19 protein-coding genes are annotated in these 17,348 nt (G+C 66.6%); 7 read left to right on the plus strand and 12 right to left on the minus strand.

What is annotated here, in order from left to right; translation table 11 throughout:
- Positions 1 to 57 precede the first annotated feature (57 nt).
- The 5 genes from EKM57_RS03110 to EKM57_RS03130 form a co-directional block, all read right to left on the minus strand.
- Complete coding sequence (locus EKM57_RS03110) at positions 58 to 1,464, minus strand: Nramp family divalent metal transporter (RefSeq protein ID WP_129790971.1); 1,407 nt, start codon at positions 1,462 to 1,464, stop codon at positions 58 to 60.
- A 130-nt stretch (positions 1,465 to 1,594) separates the two neighbouring features.
- On the minus strand, positions 1,595 to 2,896 hold the full coding sequence (locus tag EKM57_RS03115) for an amidohydrolase family protein (protein WP_129790972.1): 1,302 nt from the start codon (positions 2,894 to 2,896) through the stop codon (positions 1,595 to 1,597).
- Positions 2,897 to 3,071: 175 nt separating this feature from the next.
- The gene (lpdA, locus tag EKM57_RS03120; protein ID WP_129790973.1) at positions 3,072 to 4,466 is read right to left on the minus strand and encodes a dihydrolipoyl dehydrogenase; all 1,395 of its coding nucleotides are present in this window, start codon (positions 4,464 to 4,466) and stop codon (positions 3,072 to 3,074) included.
- 67 nt (positions 4,467 to 4,533) lie between these two features.
- Entirely contained in the window at positions 4,534 to 4,854 is a 321-nt protein-coding gene (locus EKM57_RS03125) for a hypothetical protein (RefSeq protein WP_129790974.1), read from the minus strand.
- Positions 4,851 to 6,170 (minus strand): pyruvate dehydrogenase complex dihydrolipoamide acetyltransferase, encoded by a 1,320-nt coding sequence (locus EKM57_RS03130; RefSeq protein WP_129790975.1) that lies wholly within the window; start codon positions 6,168 to 6,170, stop codon positions 4,851 to 4,853. The genes EKM57_RS03125 and EKM57_RS03130 overlap by 4 nt, the downstream gene beginning before the upstream one ends.
- Positions 6,171 to 6,447: 277 nt before the next feature.
- On the opposite strand from EKM57_RS03130, the gene EKM57_RS03135 reads away from it, so the two are divergent.
- Positions 6,448 to 6,903 (plus strand): universal stress protein, encoded by a 456-nt coding sequence (locus tag EKM57_RS03135; protein ID WP_129790976.1) that lies wholly within the window; start codon positions 6,448 to 6,450, stop codon positions 6,901 to 6,903.
- A gap of 72 nt (positions 6,904 to 6,975) precedes the next feature.
- Here EKM57_RS03135 and EKM57_RS03140 read toward each other — a convergent pair whose 3' ends face one another.
- From EKM57_RS03140 to EKM57_RS03155, 4 genes are all read right to left on the minus strand, one after another.
- Positions 6,976 to 7,812 carry an RcnB family protein gene (locus EKM57_RS03140; RefSeq protein ID WP_129790977.1) on the minus strand — a complete coding sequence of 279 codons (837 nt, stop codon included), beginning with the start codon at positions 7,810 to 7,812 and terminating at the stop codon, positions 6,976 to 6,978.
- 80 nt (positions 7,813 to 7,892) lie between these two features.
- A complete protein-coding gene (locus EKM57_RS03145) occupies positions 7,893 to 8,384 on the minus strand; it encodes a GAF domain-containing protein (protein ID WP_129790978.1) in 492 nt (163 codons plus the stop codon).
- A 43-nt stretch (positions 8,385 to 8,427) separates the two neighbouring features.
- The gene (gene arfB, locus EKM57_RS03150; RefSeq protein WP_129790979.1) at positions 8,428 to 8,832 is read right to left on the minus strand and encodes an alternative ribosome rescue aminoacyl-tRNA hydrolase ArfB; all 405 of its coding nucleotides are present in this window, start codon (positions 8,830 to 8,832) and stop codon (positions 8,428 to 8,430) included.
- The gene (locus EKM57_RS03155) at positions 8,819 to 9,481 is read right to left on the minus strand and encodes an RluA family pseudouridine synthase (RefSeq protein ID WP_129790980.1); all 663 of its coding nucleotides are present in this window, start codon (positions 9,479 to 9,481) and stop codon (positions 8,819 to 8,821) included. Before EKM57_RS03155 ends, arfB begins: the two co-directional genes overlap by 14 nt.
- Positions 9,482 to 9,669: 188 nt before the next feature.
- On the opposite strand from EKM57_RS03155, the gene ctrA reads away from it, so the two are divergent.
- The 6 genes from ctrA to EKM57_RS03185 all read left to right on the plus strand — a co-directional run bounded on the left by ctrA (position 9,670) and on the right by EKM57_RS03185 (position 14,886).
- Positions 9,670 to 10,371 carry a response regulator transcription factor CtrA gene (gene ctrA, locus EKM57_RS03160; RefSeq protein ID WP_129790981.1) on the plus strand — a complete coding sequence of 234 codons (702 nt, stop codon included), beginning with the start codon at positions 9,670 to 9,672 and terminating at the stop codon, positions 10,369 to 10,371.
- Positions 10,372 to 10,511: 140 nt separating this feature from the next.
- Positions 10,512 to 11,957: a circularly permuted type 2 ATP-grasp protein gene (locus EKM57_RS03165; protein WP_129790982.1), complete on the plus strand. Its 1,446-nt coding sequence runs from the start codon at positions 10,512 to 10,514 to the stop codon at positions 11,955 to 11,957.
- Positions 11,957 to 12,892, plus strand: coding sequence for an alpha-E domain-containing protein (locus EKM57_RS03170; RefSeq protein ID WP_129790983.1), 936 nt, complete (start codon positions 11,957 to 11,959; stop codon positions 12,890 to 12,892). The genes EKM57_RS03165 and EKM57_RS03170 overlap by 1 nt, the downstream gene beginning before the upstream one ends.
- A 13-nt stretch (positions 12,893 to 12,905) precedes the next feature.
- A complete protein-coding gene (locus tag EKM57_RS03175) occupies positions 12,906 to 13,742 on the plus strand; it encodes a transglutaminase family protein (RefSeq protein WP_129790984.1) in 837 nt (278 codons plus the stop codon).
- A 29-nt stretch (positions 13,743 to 13,771) separates the two neighbouring features.
- Positions 13,772 to 14,521, plus strand: coding sequence for a peptidase (locus EKM57_RS03180; protein WP_129790985.1), 750 nt, complete (start codon positions 13,772 to 13,774; stop codon positions 14,519 to 14,521).
- An 8-nt stretch (positions 14,522 to 14,529) separates the two neighbouring features.
- Positions 14,530 to 14,886 carry an MmcQ/YjbR family DNA-binding protein gene (locus EKM57_RS03185; protein WP_129790986.1) on the plus strand — a complete coding sequence of 119 codons (357 nt, stop codon included), beginning with the start codon at positions 14,530 to 14,532 and terminating at the stop codon, positions 14,884 to 14,886.
- A gap of 7 nt (positions 14,887 to 14,893) precedes the next feature.
- Here the strand turns inward: EKM57_RS03185 and EKM57_RS03190 are convergent, their stop codons facing one another.
- The 3 genes from EKM57_RS03190 to EKM57_RS03200 all read right to left on the minus strand — a co-directional run bounded on the left by EKM57_RS03190 (position 14,894) and on the right by EKM57_RS03200 (position 17,303).
- Positions 14,894 to 15,103, minus strand: a complete 210-nt coding sequence (locus tag EKM57_RS03190; protein ID WP_129790987.1) for a hypothetical protein — start codon at positions 15,101 to 15,103, stop codon at positions 14,894 to 14,896.
- A gap of 45 nt (positions 15,104 to 15,148) precedes the next feature.
- A complete protein-coding gene (locus tag EKM57_RS03195; protein WP_129790988.1) occupies positions 15,149 to 15,907 on the minus strand; it encodes an arginyltransferase in 759 nt (252 codons plus the stop codon).
- A 157-nt stretch (positions 15,908 to 16,064) separates the two neighbouring features.
- A complete protein-coding gene (locus tag EKM57_RS03200; RefSeq protein ID WP_129790989.1) occupies positions 16,065 to 17,303 on the minus strand; it encodes a threonine ammonia-lyase in 1,239 nt (412 codons plus the stop codon).
- Positions 17,304 to 17,348: the final 45 nt, after the last annotated feature.

Below are 17,348 nucleotides of genomic sequence, written 5' to 3' on the forward strand. Positions count from 1 at the left end.
CCAAGACGTCGCGCATCAGCGAAAGACAACAAAGGAGCATGGCCGTCGTTCCAGCGGCTAACCTCCGAGCAGGCGCCGGGCCTGGTCGATCACGGTGATCGCGGAGAGTATGCCGAACAGGGCTGTCGCCCACCACAGGGCCGCGACCCGGTAAGCCGCCGGGCGGATCTCAGGCGCCAGAAGGCGCCGGTTGAGCACGATCAGAAGCGCCGAATAGAAGACCATCATGAAGGCGGCGACGCACCCGGCAATGACGAGCAGCACCAGCGGCTGGGTGAGACCGCTGGCGATCACGGCAATCCCCACCAGCACGATCGCCCAGACCAGCCAGGCATAGATCACGCTCTCGTTTCGGCTCGGAAAATAGGAAGTTCGGAGCACGTCGGCGGCCAGGCGGCTCGTATAGTCGACGATGCCGAGCGAAGCGGCGAACAGGGAGAAGGCGCCGACGGCCCAGAACAGGCGACCGAACCATGCGCCCACCGACTCGGACAGGGCTTCGCCTTCGACGGCGAGGAAGGAAATGTCGCGCGGCAGATCGGGTCGGCCGGACAGGGTCGCATAAGCGAGCAGCGAAGTGAACAATATGGTGACGAAGCTGATCGCCACGAAGGTCAGCAGCTGCTCGAGATTGGCGAAGCGCCACCAGCGCCGCCACCGCTCGAGCGCCTCCGCGTCGGGCTCGAATCGCCAGCCGGTGCCGGGCGCCGCCACCGGTTCACCAGTGATCGGGCTGACGATGCGCGGCGCGTGCGCGCCCATGCCGAAGCCCTTGTCCCGGATCCAGTTGGACTGGCACAGATTCTGGCCGCCGCCGGCGCCGGCATAAGCGAGTGCGCCGAGCAGCAGCGCCCAGCCGAGCTCTCCCGCGGGAATATCCGGCTGGGCGATCAGCGCCGGAGCCTGGACCCACAGATCCGTCGGAACGGCAACGACGGCGGCGACGATCACCAGCAGCCCGACGGCGAAGACCTTGAGGAACTGGGCGCGCTCCAGCGATCGGTAGACGACCGGCGAGAAGGTGAGGATGAAACCGATCACCAGCAGCATTCCGACGGCGATCCAGCGAGCGCTGCCGCCGACCAGATAGTTGACCAGGGTCGCCGCGCTGGTCGCCCAGCCCGGCCATAGGTTGGCGGCGAAGGCGAGCAGGACGAACACCAGGCCCCAATGACGCCCAAGCCGGCTGAAGCCGGTGAGCACGGTTTCGCCGGTCGCGAGCGTGTATCGCTCGATCTCCATGTTGATGAAGAATTGGGTGGCGAGCCCGACGGCCGCGGCCCAGATGAAGGCCAGGCCGACCTGGCTGGCGATATAGGGGTAGAGGATGAACTCGCCCGAGGCGAGGCCGACCCCGGCGGCAACGACTCCGGGACCGATGATCGGCCAGACCGATCGCGGCGGGGGCGGCAGCTCAGCCGTGCCGAGTTCAGGCAATCGCTCGCCTGCTACCCTGCCGGACATTCACGCCTCCCCTTGCGGCCGCTTCACCACGGCTCCGTCCGGCAGTGATGCTGGGCCAAAGCCGGATGGGCAAGGCTTTTTGTTAGCGCTCCCATAACAATGACCGACTCGCATTCCAGCCGCACCCAGGTCAGCGCGGACGCCGGTCGGCGACTATTTCTCCACCCTTGATCACGACGTCGACCCGCTCCAGCTCGCTGATGTCCGACAGCGGATCACCGTCCACGACGACGATGTCGCCATAGCGGCCCGGGGCTATCGCGCCGACATCGGCCTCGCGACCGAGCGCCTGCGCGGCATTGCGGGTGGCGGTCTGGATCGCCTCCATCGGCGTCATCCCATATTCGACCATGAAGCGGAACTGGCCGGCGGCAGTGCCGTGCGGCATGACTCCGGCGTCCGATCCGAACGCCATCCGCACGCCGGCGCGGTGGGCCGCGCGGAAATTGTCGCGCTGAATCTGGGCGATCTCGCGATCCTTCCGGAGATTGTCCTCCAATATGCCGTTTTCCCGCCCGTGCGCCTGTGTATATTCCGTATTGAAGATATCCATCACCAGCCAGCTACCATGCTCGCGGGCGAGACGGATTCCTTCGGCATCGATCAGACTGGCATGCTCGATCGTGTCGATTCCGGCCCGAATCGCAGCCCGAATGCCGGCGGCGCCGTGGGCATGGGCGGCGACCTTGAGCCCCCATTGGTGCGCCTCCTCCGCAATGGCCCCCAACTCCTCCTCGGAAAGCTGCTGCTGGCCGGGCTCGGTATTGCGAGAGAAGACGCCTCCCGTGGCGCAGACCTTGATTACCTGAGCGCCGTTGCGGCGCAGCGCGCGCAGCCGACTGCGGAGCGCCTGCGGGCCGTCGGCCACGCCTCCGGCCGGCCGGTGGAGTTCGGGCGGGAGGTAGGTTTCGTCGCAATGGCCGCCGGTCGCGCCAAGCGCATATGTGCCGGGGACGATGCGCGGTCCCCTCAAGCGGCCTTCGTCGATCGCCTGCATGAGAGCGACGTCGACATAGCGGTCCGATCCCAGGTTGCGAACGGTGGTGAAACCGGCGTCGAGCAACTCGCGCGCGTGCCCCGGGGCCTGAACGGCGTGAAACAGGTCGGTGAACTGGAGCGAGTCATAAGGCCCGTAATGAGGGCTCGAATCGAGATGCACATGCATGTCGATCAGGCCGGGCAGAATGGTGCTGCCGGGCAGGTCGATCCGTCTCGCGCCCTCCGGGATGAGCGGCCTCGCGGCGCCGGCCCCGACGACAGAAGCGATGCGGCCATCGGTGATCACGACCACCGGCTGCTCGACGACGCGACCTTCGAGGACGTCCACCATCCGGTCGGCTGTGACGACGACGGTCTCCGCGCCGGCCGCGGCCGCGGCGGTCAGTCCCAAAGCGACGGCGAAACCGGACAACAGGCGATTGAGCAAGCGCATGCCTTTCCCCCCGTGGCTGCTGACGACCAGCCTAGTCGTTCGCCATGCGCGAAGTCGAGGGGCGCGGGCACGGACGTGTCAAATGCGCCCTTCGACCGGGTTCATCCCGAGTTGATGCCGCAGGCAGCCACCGAGGGTCCAAGGGACGCACGAAAGTCGGCGACTCTCGCTTGCCTCAGTAGTGCAGCGCCCGTCCATATGCGTCGAGGACGCTCTCGTGCATCATCTCGGACAAGGTCGGGTGCGGGAAGATGGTGTGCATCAGCTCCGCCTCGGTCGTCTCGAGCTGGCGGGCGACGGCATAGCCCTGGATCAGCTCGGTCACCTCGGCGCCGACCATATGGGCGCCGAGCAGTTCCCCCGTCTTCGCGTCGAACACAGTCTTCACGAAGCCTTCCGCCTCGCCGAGTGCGATGGCCTTTCCGTTGCCGATGAAGGGGAATTTGCCGACTTTGACCTCGTGCCCGGCTTCCTTGGCTTTCGCCTCGGTAAGGCCGACCGAGGCGACTTGCGGGCGCGAATAGGTGCAGCCGGGAATGTTCCAGGTCTCGAACGGGTGCGGATTCTTGCCCGCAATCGCTTCGACGCAAACGACACCTTCATGGCTCGCCTTGTGGGCCAGCCAGGGCGGACCGGTGACATCGCCGATCGCGTATATCCCCTCGACGTTCGTGCGGCCGTAGCCGTCGGTCGCGATATGCCCGCGCTCGGTCTTCACGCCGAGCGCCTCAAGGCCGATATCCTCGCTGTTTGGGACTATGCCGATCGCGACGATGGCGTGGCTGAATTCCTGAGTCTCCGACTTTCCGTCCTTGCCCTTGATTGCCGCCTTGACCCCGGATTTGCCGGCTTCCAGGCTCTCGACGCCCGACGAGACGTGGATCTTCATTCCCTGCTTGGTGAACTGCTTGTGAACGAAGGCGGAGACTTCCTCGTCCTCCACCGGCAGGATCCGGTCGAGCATTTCGACGATCGTCACGTCGCAGCCCATGTCCGAATAGAAGCTGGCGAACTCGACGCCGATCGCGCCCGAGCCGATGACGAGAAGCTTCGTCGGCATCTCCTTCGGCACCATGGCGTGGCGATAGGTCCAGATCCGCTCCCCGTCCGCCTTGGCGAAGGGCAGGTCCCGAGCGCGGGCGCCGGTCGCGACGATGATGTGCTTGGCGGCAAGCTCGGTGTCCTGACCCTCCTTGGTGACCTTGAGCCGGCCCTTCCCGGCGAGCGTCCCCTCGCCTTCCACCACAACGATCTTGTTCTTCTTCATCAGCCCCTTGACCCCGGCATTGAGCTGACCCGCGACCTTGCGGCTGCGGTCGACGATCTTGGCAAGGTCGAAGCCGACCATCTCGGCGGTGAGGCCGTAGTCCGAGGCGTGGGTGAGATAATGGTTGATCTCGGAGGTGCGCAGCAGCGCCTTGGTCGGGATGCAGCCCCAGTTGAGGCAGATGCCGCCCAGCTTCTCGCGCTCGACGATCGCCGTCTTGAGCCCGAGCTGGGCCGCACGGATGGCCGCGACATAGCCGCCGGGCCCGGAGCCTAGAACGATGAGATCGTAGGTGTCAGCCATGTTAGCTCCAGCTGTTTATCGAATGCCGCCGCTGGCACGGCGGTCGGACACGGTGGAATGATCGCCGTCAGCCACCGTAAAGTCCGATCGCCGAAATAACCCGCGACAGGACGAACAAGCCGACGAAGCCGATCAGGATGACCACCGCCCCGGTTCTGGCGGCGGAGCGCAGCCCCGGCACGGGCAGCGATACGAGGCCCAGCACCGTCAGACCCAATCCGACGGCGATGATTCCCAGCGGCACCAGTCCCGCCCATTGGGACGGCGCGGTGGCCATGCCCTGCGCCGTGGCGGCAAGAAAGCCGATACCGGCGGCGAGGAGCCCGGCCGCGACCGCCCCGATAGAAGCGCCGATCGCCGGCGCCGCCGGGCGGGCCGTGTCGATCATGCCAGCATCCCGATCGGGCTCTCGACCAGCTGCTTGAACACCTTCATCAGCCGTGCGCCGTCTGCGCCGTCGATGGCGCGATGGTCGAAGCTGCCCGTGGCGCTCATCACCGTCGCGATCTGAAGCGAATCGTCGATGACGTAGGGGCGCTTCTCGCCGGCGCCGATGGCCATGATCATGCCCTGGGGCGGATTGATGACCGCGTCGAACTGCTTGATCCCGTACATCCCCATGTTCGAAATGCTCGCGGTGCCCCCCTGATATTCGTGCGGTTGCAGTTTGCCCTCCTTGGCCCGGCCGGCGAGCTCGCTCATCTCCTTGGAGATCAGCGAGAGCGGTTTGGTGTCGGCACCGACGATGATCGGCGTGATCAGGCCGTTCGGGATCGACACCGCGACCGACACGTCGGCACGGCTATATTTGAATAGCTGGTCGCCGGAGATGGAGACGTTGCACTCAGGCACTTCCATCAAGGCCGCGGCGAGCGCCTTGATGAGCATGTCGTTGACGCTCAGCTTGACGCCGCGGCTTTCCAGGCCCTTGTTCAGCTCGGCCCGCAGCGAGAGCAGGGCGTCGAGCCGCACGTCGACGGTGAGGTAGATGTGGGGGATCGTCTGCTTCGCCTCCGTCAGCCGGCGGGCGATCGTCTTGCGCATGTTCGACAGCTTGACCGCTTCGTGCGGGATCTCCGTCTCGAAAGTGGCCGGAGCCACGGACGCCGGCCGCTCGGCGACCGGCGCCGCGGCAGGGGCCGGAGCGGCCCTGGCCGGCGCCTTGCCCGCGGCCGCCTCGATATCAGCCTTGACGATCCGGCCGCCCGGGCCTGAACCGGTGAGACCGGCAAGATCGATACCCTGAGCCTCGGCCAGGCGGCGCGCCAGCGGACTCGCCTTCACCCGCCCGCCGTCCTGGGCCTGCGGTGCGGCCGGCGCGGGCGCGGCCTTGGCCTCGGTCTGCGGCGGCGACGGCTCGGCCGCAGGCTTGGCCTCCTCGGCCGGCTGACCCGCTCCGGTCTCGCCGCCATCCTGGGCCACGGCCTTGCCGGCGGGGGCCTCCACGCTGGAGGCGTCCTCGCCCTCTTCCGCGATGAGCGCGATGACGGTGCCGACCTTCACTTCGTCAGTGCCTTCGGGAACGAGAATCTTCGCGATCGTGCCTTCGTCGATCGCTTCGAACTCCATGGTTGCCTTGTCGGTCTCGATCTCGGCCAGGATATCGCCGGAGGAGACGGTGTCCCCCTCCTTCACCAGCCATTTGGCGAGAGTCCCCTCCTCCATCGTCGGCGACAGAGCGGGCATCTTCAGTTCGATCGGCATGAAGGCGCATCCTCTAGAGCGCTATCCGGTCGGGCGGAATCCTCCGACGACTCGGATATCGCGACAAGACAAGTCATTCTGGAGCGGATCGCCACGCGAAGCGATCGCGATCCGCTCCAAAGAACCGCCAGCGTCCAAACAGCATCAGCCCCTTCATGGTCAAGACTTGCTTGGGCGATTGTTCTGTCGCACCGTCGTCGGGCGCCGGCACCTGCCCGGCGCGATGGGGAGGCACGAATGCGCGATCGCATCCGGATTGCCGCCCGCGGGAGGCCCAATGCGATCATATTTGGTGGTCATGGACGAGACCGAGGAGGCCCAGGCGGCGCTACGGTTCGCGGCCCGTCGAGCGGCGCGGATCGGCGCGGGCGTGGAAATCCTCGCTTTGATTCCGAAGCAGGAGTTCGTCCAATGGAGCGGCGTCCAGGCCGCGATGGAGGAGGAAGCCCGACTGCGCGCCGAGGCGATGCTCGTCCAGGCCTCGGGGGCCATCATCGAGGAAGCGGGAATCAAGCCGTCGATCACCGTGAAGCAGGGCGAGCCGATCAAGGCCGTCACCGCACTGCTCAAGGAACGGGACGATCTGCTGGCGCTGGTGCTCGCCGCGGCGAAGGAAGGCGGACCGGGGCCGCTGATCAGCCATTTCGCGGGATCGGTCGCCGGGAGCCTGCCCTGCCCGTTGATCATCGTCCCCGCCGGTCTGGACGACGAGGCGCTGAGCAAGCTCACCTGAACCCGGCGCCGGCGCCGGCGCCGCCCAAGACAATGTCCGCGCCGCCCGCGCGCAACGATCAGTTCCGGGCGGTCAGCCCCGCTCTCCCGCCGGCGGACGCGGAGGCGCCTGGGGACGTGGCCGCGGCTGGGGACGCGGCCGCGGCCGGACGTGGCGGCGCGCGCGCTGCCGTACCTCGACCACTTCCTCCGTCACTTCCTCGACATAGGTGGTTCCGCCCGACCAGACGGTCGTTTCGATGATGATCGGATAGGCGGCGCCGTAACCATAATAGCCATAGCCCTGGCCAGAATAGCCGTAGCCTGGACCGTAAACTGGCCCCGCGCAGGGCTGGGGCGGCGCGGGATGGCAGGCCGGAGGGGGATAGCCGGGCCCGGCCCCATAGGCATAGCCGCCCTCTTCGTGGCCGCCATAGGCGCCGTAATCCCATCCTTCTTCAGGCCCCGGCTGGGAACGCTCGACCCAGGCATAGTCCCGTTCATCGGGCCGCCATTCGCCGCGCCCGTAATAAGAGGGGATGCCGTCGTCCATCTCCCAGCGCTCGCCATATTCGTCCCAGTCGAGCCCGTAGCGTGTGTCTCGGACTCGCCCCTCCGGGTCGATCAGGTAGGCATCGTCATAATAACGCACCCAGCGCTGGTCGCGCGGGGGCGCTGGAAGATGGTAGAGCTGCCAGTTCTGGACGTGGAATTGCGGGCCGAACCAGAAGGGATGGACGAAGAAGCCCCTCTGCAGGCGGCGATGTTGAAAATTCCGACCGGGGTGGTGGAAGCGGCGTCCTTCGTGACCCACGGCGACATTGCCGGCATGCCGGACGCTGACGCCTGGACCCTGGCCCGGTTGAGCAGATGCGGCGGCCGGAACGGTGGCGATGCCGGCTACGAATGCGGTGAGGACGAGCCTGTTCATGCCGTTTCCCCTGAGCGATTTCGGCTCCCGGCACGGAGGCCCGGAGCCCTTGAAGGATCACTCTAGCGCCGGCGTGTAGGTCAGGCCACGCCGGCAAAGCGTTCAGAAAGCCGCTGTACCAATTCGACACAGCCGGCAACGTCCGCGTCGTCGAAGCGGGCGGGGCTGGGGCTGTCGAGATCGAGGACGCCGAGCAGCACGCCTTCGTGCAGGACGGGCACGACCAGCTCCGAGCGCGAGGCAGCGTCGCAGGCGATGTGGCCGGGGAAAGCGAGGACGTCCGCGACACATTGCGGCTCGAGGCTTGCAGCCGCGACCCCGCACACGCCCTTGCCGAACGGGATTCGGATGCACGCTGGCCGGCCCTGGAACGGGCCGAGCACCAGCTCGCCGCCGACATTGCGGTAAAAGCCCGCCCAGTTGAGGTCGGGCAGTGCCTCCCACAACAAGGCGGCGACATTGGCCATGTTGGCGATGGCGTCGGGCTCTCCTGCCGTGAGGGCTTCGGCGGCTTGGGTCAGCTGTCGGTAGAGCTCGGCCTTGTCGTCGGCGGCAATCCTGAAGTCGTACATCGTGGCTCCTTCGCGCTCCCCCTTGTGACGTCAAGGAACGCGTTCAATCCGGCCTTACCCTGCCGCGGCCCTGCTTCACGTTCGATCGCTGCTTCTTGGCGTCGACGCGTCTCGCTTTGGCAGCACGGCTCGGCTTGGTCTTGATTCTCTTCGCTTCCCGTACATGGGCGCGCGCAATCAGGTTCGCCAGCCTTGCGCGCGCTTCCTCGCGATTGGCTTCCTGGCTCCGGTGGGTTCGGGCGGTGATGACGATCTCGCCCGCGGCGGTCATCCGGCTTCCGGCCAGCGCTCTGAGCCGGGCATAGACCTCAGGCGAAAGGCCGAGCCTGAAAACGTCGCAGCGCAGTTGACAGGCGGTTGCCACCTTGTTGACGTTCTGGCCGCCAGGGCCGGAGGCCGCCAGAAAGCGTTCTTGCAGCGCATCCTCGGGTATCTCAAAGTCCGGCATCGTCGAATCCGGCTTCCGCGAAGGGGCGCGGCAGTGGCGCCCGCGCTTCGATTGCCGGCTTGGACTCGCGCGGCACGCGCAGTTCCAGCGCGTGGAGGAGCGTCGGCCCGACGCCGTCTCCATATACCGGGTCGCCCGCGACCGGACAGCCGAGGCCTGCGGCGGCATGGACGCGGATCTGATGGGTACGCCCGGTGCGCGGTCGGAATCGGACCAGCGCACGTTCCCCGATGCGGCCGATCACCGCATATTCCGTTTGTGCCGGCCGGCCACTCGGATCGGGCACCATCCGCCAGCCGCTTTCGGGACTGGAGATCTTGGTCAGGGCAAGTCCCACCACCCCATCCTCGGCGGCGGGAATCCCTTCCAGCACGGCGATATAGACCTTCTCGGCGCGGCCCTCCTCGAACGTGCGGGCGAAGCGCTTGTGGGCTTTCGGGTTGCGGGAGAGGAGCAGGCAGCCGGACGTGTCGCGGTCGAGCCGGTGGACCGGGGCGGGCGTCCGCAGGAAGCCGAGCCGAAGCTCGCCCAGCGCGTCCTCCAGGCTCTCGCGCGTCGCCGGCCCGGGATGGACGGAGAGGCCCGCCGGCTTGTCGATCACGATCGCCTCGGCGTCGACGAAGAGGATGCGATCGCGAATGTCATGCATGGATGGCCCGTGCCACGGCTGCGGCGCGCAGGCAAACGGGCGAGATCGGACGCCGCTTTTCGTTCATCAATTAATTCATGGAATTAAGACAGAATTAACCTTTTGCGTTCACATCTGTAAACGTTAATACGCCTCGAGGGGGCGCCCCCGATCGGCGGGCGAGCTTTCGCGACAGGAGGGCAGATTAGATGCGCGTGCTGCTGATCGAAGACGAGCCGACCACGGCCAAGGCCATTGAATTGATGCTCAGCACCGAGGGCTTCAACGTCTATACGACGGACCTCGGCGAGGAGGGCTTGGACCTCGGCAAGCTGTACGACTACGACATCATCTGCCTCGACCTGAACCTTCCCGACATGCATGGCTACGACGTGCTGAAGAAGCTTCGCACGGCCAAGGTCGGAACGCCCGTGCTGATCCTTTCCGGCGTCAGCGAGATGGATTCCAAGGTTCGCGCGTTGGGCTTCGGTGCCGACGACTATGTCACCAAGCCGTTCCACCGCGACGAGCTCATCGCCCGCATCCATGCCATCGTCCGCCGCTCCAAAGGGCATTCGCAGTCGGTGATCAAGACCGGCAAGCTCGCGGTCAATCTCGACGCCAAGACGGTCGAGGTCGATGGCGCCCGCGTGCACCTGACCGGCAAGGAATATGCGATGCTGGAGCTGCTCAGCCTGCGCAAGGGCACCACCCTCACCAAGGAGATGTTCCTCAATCATCTCTATGGCGGCATGGACGAGCCGGAGCTCAAGATCATCGACGTGTTCATCTGCAAGCTCCGCAAGAAATTGAGCCTGGCCTGCGGCGGCGAAAATTATATCGAGACGGTCTGGGGCCGCGGCTACGTGCTGCGCGAGCCCGACGAGGCCGAGGCCGCCCAGGTCGCCTGAATTCCACTCGAGGAAGCGCATGGAACCGGCGCCCGCGACCAGCGGGGGCCGGTTTCTTTTTCACCTGTCACCGCGGCCCCGGGATGTGCATGATGGCCCTGGCGGAATGCCGCCGGACGGATTGAGCATCAAGGGGGCCGATGGCCGCGCCGACCGCGTTCGATGAATTGTGGGGGACGAGCCGGGGTCGCAAGGCCAGGCCGGGCCTGGAGTCGCTCGCCGCCTGGCTCGCCGACCTACCGCCGGCCGAGCTCGACCGGCGCCAGCAGGCCGCGGAGGCGGCTTTTCGCAGCCTGGGCGTGACCTTCGCCGTCTATGGCGAGGAAGAATCGGCCGAGCGGATTATCCCGTTCGACATCATCCCGCGCGTCTTCACCGCGCGCGAATGGTCCGCTCTGGCGGAAGGCCTGGAGCAGCGGGTCAGGGCGATCAACGCCTTCCTCGGCGACATTTACGGGCCCCGCCGCATCCTCGCCGACGGCGCGATCCCGCCCGACATCGTGCTCGCCAACAGCCAGTTTTGTATTCCCTGCGCCGGTGCGCGCGCGCCGCACGGCGTCTTCGCCCACATCTGCGGCATCGATCTGGTGCGTACCGGCGCGGACGAATTCTGGGTGCTCGAGGACAATGCCCGCACCCCGTCGGGCGTCTCCTACATGCTGGAGAATCGAGAGGCGATGCTGCGCCTGTGTCCGGAGCTGTTCGAGATCTTGGACGTCGCGCCGGTCGATTCCTATCCCGAGATGTTGCGCGAAACGCTCCTGTCGGTGGCGCCCGACAAGGCCAAGGATCCGGTGGGCGTGCTGCTCACTCCGGGTCACCATAATTCGGCCTATTACGAGCACAGCTTCCTCGCCGACAATATGGGCATCGAGCTGGTCGAGGGGCGCGACCTGGTGGTGGACGATGGCGTCGTCTTCATGCGCACGATCGACGGGCCGGTCCGGGTCGACGTCATCTACCGGCGCATCGACGATGCCTTCCTGGACCCGCTCGTCTTCCGGCCGGATTCTCTGCTTGGGGTTCCGGGCCTGATGGCGGCCTATCTCGCGGGAAACGTCAGCCTGGTGAATGCGCCGGGCAGCGGCATCGCCGACGACAAGGCGATCTACAGCTACATGCCGGAGATCGTCCGTTACTATACCGGCGAGGAGCCCAAGCTGCACAATGTCGAGACGTGGCGGTGCCGAGAGCCGCAGGCGCTCAAATATACGCTCGACAATCTGGAGCAGCTGGTGGTCAAGCCGGTCGACGGCTCGGGCGGCTACGGCGTGATGGTCGGGCCGGCGGCGACCCGCGCGGAAATGGAGACGTTCCGTGCGGCGCTCAAGGCCGAGCCGCATCACTATATCGCGCAGCCGACCCTGGCGCTGTCGACCGTGCCGACCTTCACCGAACGCGGCATCGCCCCGCGCCACGTCGATTTCCGCCCATTCGTGCTGACCGGCGCCAACGGCGTTCGCACGGTGCCGGGCGGCCTCACCAGGGTGGCACTGCGCGAGGGATCGCTGGTCGTGAACTCGAGCCAGGGCGGTGGCACCAAGGACAGCTTCATCCTCGAGGGCGGCGCGGGGGGCGACGGGTGATGCTGTCGCGCACCGCCGCGCACCTCTACTGGATCGGACGCTTCATGGAGCGGGCGGAATTCGCCTGCCGTCTGGTCGAGGCGACGATTCGCCTCAGCGCTCTCGGCCACGATCCTCAGGGCGGACAGGCCTGGCGCAGCGCACTCAGCGTGGTCGGGGCCGAAGGCGCGTTCGGCGAGGAAAGCGAGCCGCTGACCCCGTTCAGCGCCCGGCGCTTTCTGACGCTCGACGACGAGAATCCCAGCTCGATCCGCTCCTGTCTCGCGGGCGCGCGCGACAATGCCCGGGCGGCGCGTACCGCCATCACCGTCGAGGTATGGCAGGCGATCAACCGGGCATGGCTCATCATCCGCGACCGCGCCAGCCCGGGCGGGGCGCAGGCAACGCTCAATCTCGTCGAGGAGCTCAAGGCCGAGATACGCGGCTTCGAAGGTGCGCTCGGCAGAATGCTGCGCACCGAAGGCAATTGGTTCATGCACCTTGGCTCGAGCATCGAGCGCGGCGACAACACGGCACGGCTCCTCGACGTCAAATATTATCTGCTGCTCCCGCCGGGCGAGGCGGTGGGCGGCACGCTAGACCGCGACCAGTGGACGACCATCCTGCAGATTGTCTCGGCCCGCACCGCTTATCGCCACCTCTATCAGGGGCCGCTCCAGCCCTGGCTGGTCGGCGATCTGCTGATCCTGCGGGGGGAAATGCCGCGATCGCTGACCGCCTCGGCCGAGGAGACGGTGACCCATCTCGGCGCCTTCGCCGCCCGGTCCGGGCGCCAGGGCGCGGCCGACCGGCGCGCGCGGCAGCGGCTGTCGCGGATGCAGGATCTTAACATCGAAACGATCATCCAGAACGGCCTGCACGAATGGCTGCAGGCCTACATCGCCGAGAATGCGGCGATCGACCGGGCCATCGCCGAACAGTTCCGGTTCGGGTAGGAACCAACCCGCCATGCGCCTGTCGGTCCACTACACCACCGCTTACCACTACAGCGAGCCGCCTCGGCGGATCATCCAGCTGCTTCGGATGGTGCCGGCGACTTTCGCCGGCCAGACCGTGCTCGACTGGCGCGTCAACGTCGATTGCGACGCGCGCCTGCGCAAGGCGCGGGACGGCTATGGCAACGCCACCCACATGCTCTATGTCGACCGGCCGGTGGAAAGCCTCGCCATCTCCGTCGAGGGATCGGTGCTCACCGACGACAAGGCCGGGCTCGTGCAGGGGCTGCCGCACGATCTGCCCCCGCCGGTCTTCCTGCGATCCACGCCGCTCACCAAGGCCGGCCCGGCGGTCGAACGGATTGCCGAAGCAACGGTGCAGAGCGCCGCCGGCACGCTGGACCGCCTTCATGCGCTCGCCGCCAACCTCCACCGAGACATTCGCTTCGATACGGAGGTGACAAGTATCGACACGAGCGCCGAGCAGGCCTGCGCCGCCGGCCATGGTGTCTGTCAGGATTTCGCGCACATCTTCATCGCCGTCGCGCGCCGATTGGGAATTCCGTCCCGCTACGTCTCGGGTCATTTGTTCCGACGCGACGGCCGGCACGTCCAGGAAGCCGGCCATGCCTGGGGCGAGGCTTGGGTCGACGATCTCGGCTGGACGGCCTTCGACCCGCTCAACGGCATCTGCACCGACGATGCCTATGTCCGCGTCGCCTGCGGTCTCGATTATCGCGACGCCGCGCCGGTGGCGGGCGCACGTTCGGGTGGCGGGGACGAGGAACTGAGGGTAGAGGTTCGTGTCAGCGAGGCCGCGCGCCAGGCCCAGGCGCAGTCGCAGAGCTGAGCCGTCACCGGGGGGAGCCGAGAGGAAGCATGACCTATTGCCTGGGAATGCTGCTCGATGCGGGGCTGATCATGATCGCCGACACCCGCACTAATGCCGGGGTCGACGACATTTCGACCTACCGCAAGCTCCACGTCCTGGCCGACGGGCCGGACCGTCGCATCTTCGCCGCCTCTGCCGGAAATCTCTCCACCACGCAGACGATCATCAGCCTGCTGCGCGAAGGAATCCCGAGCAACGAAGAGGGGACGCTTGCCCGGACGATCGCCGAGCCCAACTCGATGTTCCGCGCGGCACAGCTGGTCGGCGAAGCCGTGCAGCTCGCCAACGAGACGGTCGGCAGGGCGCTGCGGTCGATCAACATCAGCGCCGGCGCCTCGCTGCTGCTCGGTGGGCGGATCGGCAATGGACCGCCCGCGCTCTTCCTGATCTATTCGGCCGGCAACTTCATCGAATGCCGGCCCGACGTTCCCTTCTTCCAGATCGGGGAGCATAAATATGGGAGGCCGATCCTCGATCGGACGATCAGGTTGTCGACGCCATTGTCGGAAGCGATGAAGATCGGCTTCCTCTCGTTCGACGCTTCGATCCGGTCGAACCTGGCCATCGGCCTGCCGCTCGACCTGATGGTCATGCCTTCCGACGGACGGCCCCCGCTGACTCGCAGGATCGAGGCGGACGACCCCTATTTCGACGACCTGTCGGTACGCTGGGGAGACCTGCTCAGCCACGCCACCTCCGCCATTCCCGATCCCCCGTTCATGACAGAGCTGGACTGATCGGCGCGATGCGCGTCGACTCCGATTTCGAGGCGCTGCGGGCCTTCGGCCTCGGCTTTCCCGAGGCAAGCGAGGATTTTCCCTGGGGCCACACCGCCCTGAAGGTGCGCGGCAAGACCTTTGCCTGGCTGACCAAGGATGAAGGGAAGCTGGGACTGACCGTGAAGCTGCCGGTCAGCCGCGATTTCGCCTTGGTGTTCGATTTCGCCGAACCGGCCGGCTACGGCCTCGCCCGCTCCGGCTGGATCAGCTGCCGCCTCCCGTCGGGGGAGTCGGCGGACATCGACCTGCTCAAGCGGTGGATCGCCGAAAGCTATCGCGCTGTGGCGCCGAAGAAGCTGGCGACGCAGGTGGAAGACAGCTGAGCCGGCCTCAGATCACGACGAAGTCAGTGGCCGCCAAGGTCGGCGGATGGTTGTCCAGCATTGCGAACTGGATCGCAGCGCCGCCGCCTTCGCCGTCGGCGTCGTAGAGCAGGGCGCCGGTGACGGGGTTGTAGACGATCCGGTGGGCGGCCGTGCTCGCCGCGCTGCCGATCGCGCTCTTCACCCGATCCGCCCTTTCGCCTGCCAGCTCGATCACCTGGTCGCCGGCCTCGTCGACGACATAGGTATCGTTGCCGGTCCTCTACGCCAACGGCAGTTCCCGCTGCTCCGGATCGAACCGGCGCCACCCGCCCGGTCCCAGCTTCTCTAGGGGGCGGAAGCGCGACTTGTAGGCCATCCGCTTCGACTCCTCGACCCAATAGCCGAGATAGACATAAGGAAGGCCTGATCGTCCGGCCCGAACGATGTGGTCGAGGATGATGAAGGTGCCGAGGCCGTCTCGGCGATCGTCGTCGGGCTCGAAGAAGCTGTAGATCATCGACAGGCCGTCGGCCTGCTGGTCGGTCAGGCAGGCGCCGACCAGTCGGCCGGGCAGGCCGTCGGTCGAAGGCTCGCGATATTCGACGATATAGGTCTTCACCGGACTCTGCTCGACCATGTCCGAGAAGTCATGCTCGTCCATCTCGACCATGCCGCCGTCGGGATGGCGGGCGCGGAGGTAGCGCCGCAGCAGCTGGTACTGCTCCTCGGTGGCCCATGCCTTGCAGGCGGTCACCTCCAGGTCGGCATTGCGGCGAAGTACCTTGCGCTGGGTCGCGCTCGGCTGGAATTCCGAAGCGATCACCCGGACCGAGACGCAGGCCGTGCAATCGAAGCAGCTCGGGCGATAGGCGACGTTCTGGCTGCGGCGGAAGCCGATCCGCCCGAGCGCATCGTTGAGCTCGCCGGCATGAGGTCCGTTCAGCTCGGTGAACACCTTCCGCTCGGTCTTGCCGGCCAGATAGGGGCAAGGCGACGGAGTCGTCACGAAGAAACGGGGAAATCGAAACGGTGCGCTCAAGTCGACTCCAGCCGAAACAACATGGTTGCACGAATCTTTATGAGCCGTCCATGCAACGTTGGAAAGGCCGGTTTGTGCCCGGGCTCGGCTATGCGACGAGCCGTTCCGGGCTGGGACGAAGCGATGCCTCGTCCCTAATCTCGCCTCGCCTCCCCGGTCAGTCGACCGGGACGGGATGGACGTCGAACCCTTCGGCCCGAAGCGATCCGATCAGCCGCACGATCTGCTCCGCGTCGCGCGCCTCGCATTCGACGTCGATCGCCGCATCCTTGGCCGGAAGGGTCGTGAAGATGCGCTGGTGCGAAACCTCGACGATGTTGACCTGGTGTTCGCTGAACAGCTTGATGACCGCGTGCAGGGCGCCCGGCCGGTCCTGAAGCTGGATCCTGAGCCGCGTCATCCGCCCGGAACGGGCGAGGTCGCGAAGCAGCACGTTGGCGAGCAGGTGCGGATCGATATTGCCGCCGGTGAGGACGAGACCGATCGTGCGCCCGGCGAACCTTTCGGGACGGGAGAGCAGGGCCGCCAGCCCGGCCGCGCCGGCGCCTTCGACGACGGTCTTCTCCGCCTGCACCAAAAGGCTGATCGCGCTCTCGATGTCACGCTCCGGCATCAGCAAAATGTCGTCGACGATGTGATTGATGATGCCGGAGGTGAGCAGGCCCGGCGCCTTCACGGCTATTCCTTCCGCGATCGTGTCCCCGGCGCACGGAAGGTTCTGGCGGGTGAACTTGGCGAACATGCTCGGGTAGAGCTCGGCCTGGACGCCGATCACCTCTATGCCGGGCTTGAGCGACTTGGCCGCGGTGCCGATCCCCGCGATCAGCCCGCCCCCGCCGATCGGAACGACCAAGGTGTCCAGATCCGGCGCATCGGCGAGCAGCTCCAGCGCGACCGTGCCCTGGCCGGCGATCACGTCGAGATCGTCGAACGGATGGATGAAGGCCAGGCCTCTTTCGTCCGCAAGGCGCAGGGCCTCGGCATTCGCCTCGTCGAACATCTCGCCGTGCAGCACGACTTCGGCACCGTGGCCTTCGGTCTGACTGACTTTCACGATCGGCGTTGGCCGCGGCATCACGATCACCACCGGCACGCCGAGCCGCCGGGCGTGATAGGCGACCGCCTGCGAATGATTGCCGGCCGAAGCGGCGATGACCCCGCGGGCGCGCGTCGCCTCGTCCAGCAGCAGCAGCTTGTTGAGCGCGCCGCGTTCCTTGTACGCGCCGGTATGCTGCATCGTCTCGAACTTGACCCACACTTTCGCGCCGAGCCGCTGGGACAAGGATCCGCTCATCACGGTCGGGGTACGGATCACCGCGCCCTCGATGCGCCGCGCGGCGGCCTCGATATCGGCAAGGCCGATCGGCAAGGCGGAAGAGTGGGCCGGGGTCGCCATGGTGCCGCGGTCTAGACCATCTGGCGCGGCAGGCAAACAAGCCTT

The organism is Sphingosinicella sp. CPCC 101087 (assembly GCF_004151485.1).
In the GTDB taxonomy this organism is placed as follows: domain Bacteria; phylum Pseudomonadota; class Alphaproteobacteria; order Sphingomonadales; family Sphingomonadaceae; genus Allosphingosinicella.